This window comes from Legionella santicrucis, assembly GCF_001468135.1.
Taxonomy (GTDB): domain Bacteria; phylum Pseudomonadota; class Gammaproteobacteria; order Legionellales; family Legionellaceae; genus Legionella; species Legionella santicrucis.
In genome coordinates this window covers 5,523-9,979 of record NZ_LNYU01000077.1, presented here as the reverse complement: position 1 = coordinate 9,979, position 4,457 = coordinate 5,523, and the positions used below count along the sequence as shown (strand labels likewise).

The window sequence follows — 4,457 nt, the reverse complement described above, 5'->3', positions numbered from 1 at the left end:
TACAAACTCATTGTTAGAGCAAACCAAATTGCTTGGCAGGAGCTCAAAAATATGACCGCTTAAAACTGAGTGTGCGTAACATGAGTTATTTATTGGATGGAATAAAAAATTCGCTCCTAGCACCTGGGAAAAACAATGGGCATTACAAGTGGCTCTAATTGAATGATATGAAAATAAGTATATTTCGCAATGGCAAGTAAAAGCGCATGTCGCCTTTTAGTGAATGGATTTCATGCTAAGGAACAATGCGGACATTTTTGAGTCATAAAAAGCAAGCATCTTACTCAATAAGAAAAGGGAGAAAAATAGTTTAAGTCAAGACTGTTTTTTTAATTTTTGTTTGTTTACAATTGCCAGGTTTAATTTTTTATTTAATATCTAATTCTGTGGATATTAATTCGTACCAATTCTTAGCCTTTGTTATTCCATTACTCTAGAAACCCTTGTCCCATATGGTTTATTTTCTTTTTTAAATAAAATGCTTTTCTTTAAGTTATGCACATTTTCTGTGGATAAGTCTGTTTATATTCTGTCAAACACCTTGTGGGGTTAGGGGTTAAGATGATGATGCATCATGCTCCAATGTGTTTTCTAAACTACGCTACACTTTAATAAAACAAGAGTATGACATTATGTGTGGTCGTTTTGCTTATGTGGCTTCTTATGACCAATTAAAATATCAATTTCATATATCCAATGAGATTGAAATTACCCCGAGGTTTAATATTGCTCCAGGGGCAGAAATTGTGTGCCTTGTCCCCATTGATATTCATGAAACTCAAGGGGTGTTATTACGCTGGGGACTTGTTCCTTCATGGACTACGGATAGGAAGAAAATCGGAAGCCTTATTAATGCCCGTGCTGAAACCATTTTTGAAAAGCCTGCATTTCGTGATGCAATTAAATGCAAGCGCTGTCTCATGCCAATGAGTGGTTTTTACGAGTGGCATCAGGAAGAAGGAATAAAACAACCTTATTACTTTCGAAAAACGAATCATGATTTGCTGGCTGTAGCGGCTCTTTGGGCTACATGGCAGCAAAATGATGAGGTCATTCATTCGTGTTGTCTCATTACGACTGAGGCTAATTGCTTGATGCAGCCGGTGCATCATCGCATGCCGCTTATTTTGAATGAAGGGGCTCAAGCCATATGGCTAAATTCTACTTCTTCTAAAGAGCAGCTAATCGCTTTGATGAAACCTTATCCTTAACAAGACTTGGAAGGTTATCGGGTGACTCTCTTAATGAATAAGGCTGATTTTGACCATCCATTGGCAATAGAGCCATTGTCTCACTAAAAAGTTAAAAAATATTTTCCTAATACTCTCGAAGGCTTAAGTCTCATTTTGCTTTTTGGTACTTGGGGCGGTATTTACAGTTTTTTTTCTTGCATCTATGATAATTGTACGTAAATCAAAAATGAGTGCATTATGTCACCTCGAGGTGGAAAAAGAGAAGGGGCAGGGCGTCCAAAGAAAGAGCCTACTAAAGCGATTCGTATCCCTGTGTCATTAATGGCTCAGTTAGAGCGCCTAAAAGAAGAGTCCCATTATCAGTTACCCATATTTTCCAGTAAAGTTCAGGCAGGGTTCCCATCACCTGCTGATGATTACATTGAGGGGTATCTTGATTTAAACACTAAATTCATTAAGCACCCCTCTGCGACGTTTGTATTGCAAGCCATGGGTGACTCTATGGTTGAGGCAGGAATTTTTTCAGGCGATTGGTTGCTCGTCGATAAAAGTATTGAAGCCACTGATGGACGGATTGTGATTGCAGCGGTTAATGGGGAGTTGACTGTGAAACGATTGTCTAAAAAGCAGGGGAGGGTGAGTTTGCTGCCTGCAAATCCTAAATTCAAACCCATTGAAATTAACGAAGAGTGTGAGATGGTGATTTGGGGTGTGGTCACTTTAGTTCTTCATGAGTTGCCCTAAAATGTTTGCGCTCATCGATTGCAATAATTTTGTGCGACGTGAAAAGTCGTTTAACGGACTGTTTTAGGTAAAAGGACTTTAATAAAACCAATTGTTCCACCAGTTGTACCCTAGGGAGAGATGCGGTGAGGTAACGAGCCGTATAGAGCCTCCTGACAATGTACCGAAATCCAACTTATCTGTGAAGAGTCGTTGGTACTGGCAGCATCAAGCTGGTAGAGGGCTAGGGTTTGGGTGGTATGGCTAATGAAAAGTGAACTTCTGATAAACATCGCTATAGCAGAACAAGCCAAAGATGCTGAGAGGCTGGAACCAAAAGGTAACGTGAGGGGAATTAGAGTTGAATGTTTCTCTAATCGTGGACACTAATCTCACCGGTGAAAAGGAAGAGCCTAACCCACTAATGCTGTTAGACGAAACACGGTAAGCCCGTAGTATTCCTGAGTTATCAGGTACAACTGATGTAAATCAAATGGACGATATTGCGGGTAAAGGAAAGGATTTATCGCATGATCGCTTATGGATGTTACAACCATCGGCGATGAGCCAAGTAACCTATCTTAACTGTTCGGTACTTAATGGTCATGAGCATACTTTGAAACTTGATTTTGAAGCGCCCCTAGATCTTGCATCCGTTATTCATCAAGATTGCCATTTAGGTCTTGCTGGTTCGAGCCTAACGGCTCGTGAAGTATCACGCGAGAGTCATTTAATAAAATTTTCAATTTATTGTGGTCGTGAAACCAGAGACACGTCAAACTTTAATCAAAATCTTAAACCAGGCACTCGAATCAATATCACTGAAGCTGGTGAGATAGAGGATAGATCTTGTAAACTCTGACAGTAGAAATTCTATTCTCACATTTTGTTGCCTAATTTTTTGCTAAAGTTTAGAAAATCTTCCTGATTGATAATATCACAAGTATTTTCCTTCGAAGAGTATGTAATAATCGCTTTTCCAGATTGGAGGTTATGCAATAGCTGCTTTTTTTTAACCTGAATATTCTGTTCATATTCTCCGTAATCGGTGCCCTGTCGCGTTATGATGTCAATAAGTAAATTATCTAACGCTTCTTCGCTTAGTAAAGTGTAATCTATTTCAATCATATCTTGCCTTTGAGATAAGGGAGCCATTAATGTTGTATTATTCTTTACTTTTGGGATTAGGATCTTACTAAAATAAAGCTCATTATCAGAACAATAATCTTTATAATTTAGACTCACTCTCGAAACCCATGAGAAATATTTTTAACGATTATTGTTTTATTTGGATTACTAAGAGCCCAGACTAATGAAGCAACCCAGCCGAAGAAAAAGCTTCCGGTAAGTAGGTTTAAAACGGTTATGGCAAGTATTGAAGGATGTGATTTTTTTATAGCAACAAGGGTCGGTAAAAAATATAGAGGGAGCAGCGCGAGGATGAATCCGAAAATTATTGTATCTAAATCATAAAGCCCATAAGAGTTAATTAAAAATGATAGGCCTGCAAAACAAATGATTATCCAAATAATAACAAGTCTTAATAACAATCGATTTTGCTTTAACATTTTGTTCCTGTGTTACTAGTGATTATATGAGTAAAAAAAGGGCATGTTAAAAGTTAATTTATAATAAGTCAATTTGTGCACGGGGTGTTGAAAAATAGACATCGTCCACTTGTTAATACGAAAGCAAATCAGGTCAAAAAGAGTTCTATTTGAAATCTTAGACACACCTCGCCCGCGCAACAATTTCTTGCCACTGGCTCCATGCAAAGAGCGGGTGCTTACGTTGGTTATTTGCGGCCATTTTATGATGAGCACCAATTAGGTTTCTTATTTGTCGATGAACTGGTAAAAATCGCTAAATAAGTAATAAATTTTATCTATGTTTTAGGTTTATAGAGCAAGTTCCGAATCGGTAAGCTTTTTAATATCGAATTATTGATTACTAATAGTTAATGATCTTTGAGTTAGAGCTTTAAAGGAATCAAATTCTTCTACCTTGATAATATCGCAACAATCTTCTTTAGAGGAATAGACAATGACAGCATCACCAGAAGCAAGTTTACTTATAGCCAACGCACAATAAAATGATTATTGGCAATGGCTTTGAAAAAGCTCATCAATAGAGCAATTAATTTTTCTACGAATGGATTTAGCTTGAGCCCACTTATGTTCAATTGGATTAAGGTCAGGAGAATAAGGAGGCAAATATTCTAAAGTAAACCCAGCTAGGGATAATTGCTCTTGCATTGCCTTATCTTTATGAAAAGCGGCATTGTCCATCACTACAACAGAAGAAACAGGTAATTTGGGTATTAAATCTTGTTCTATCCAACTATTGAAGGTAGCAGCGTTAATAGTGCCCTCAAAGAGACTGACGGTAATCAATTGATTATTAAGCAATGCACCAATAGCATTGATTCTTCCTCGCTCACCCCATGCTCGTTGGCCATAACATCGATGCCCCTTAAAGGAATAACCATGAGTGCGAGGCATAGATTGAGCAAAGCCACTCTCATCTAAATAGACTATGGGC

General features: G+C 37.9%; 5 protein-coding genes and 1 pseudogene. 3 read left to right on the top strand and 3 right to left on the bottom strand.

All coding sequences use genetic code 11. The features are described from left to right. The first annotated feature begins 632 nt into the window (after positions 1 to 632). From Lsan_RS12975 to Lsan_RS12965, 3 genes and pseudogenes are all read left to right on the top strand, one after another. Positions 633 to 1,298, top strand: a pseudogene (locus Lsan_RS12975) (SOS response-associated peptidase). A gap of 132 nt (positions 1,299 to 1,430) precedes the next feature. Then, positions 1,431 to 1,937: a LexA family protein gene (locus tag Lsan_RS12970; RefSeq protein WP_058514648.1), complete on the top strand. Its 507-nt coding sequence runs from the start codon at positions 1,431 to 1,433 to the stop codon at positions 1,935 to 1,937. 472 nt (positions 1,938 to 2,409) lie between these two features. Continuing rightward, entirely contained in the window at positions 2,410 to 2,778 is a 369-nt protein-coding gene (locus Lsan_RS12965) for a hypothetical protein (RefSeq protein WP_058514647.1), read from the top strand. A gap of 17 nt (positions 2,779 to 2,795) precedes the next feature. Here Lsan_RS12965 and Lsan_RS12960 read toward each other — a convergent pair whose 3' ends face one another. From Lsan_RS12960 to Lsan_RS12950, 3 genes are all read right to left on the bottom strand, one after another. Then, positions 2,796 to 3,161, bottom strand: a complete 366-nt coding sequence (locus Lsan_RS12960; RefSeq protein WP_237762129.1) for a YheU family protein — start codon at positions 3,159 to 3,161, stop codon at positions 2,796 to 2,798. Further along, the gene (locus Lsan_RS12955) at positions 3,158 to 3,484 is read right to left on the bottom strand and encodes a superinfection immunity protein (RefSeq protein ID WP_083505136.1); all 327 of its coding nucleotides are present in this window, start codon (positions 3,482 to 3,484) and stop codon (positions 3,158 to 3,160) included. The genes Lsan_RS12960 and Lsan_RS12955 overlap by 4 nt, the downstream gene beginning before the upstream one ends. A 528-nt stretch (positions 3,485 to 4,012) precedes the next feature. Beyond that, on the bottom strand, positions 4,013 to 4,457 hold a 445-nt coding region (locus Lsan_RS12950), incomplete at its 5' end, for an IS630 family transposase (RefSeq protein WP_202814631.1).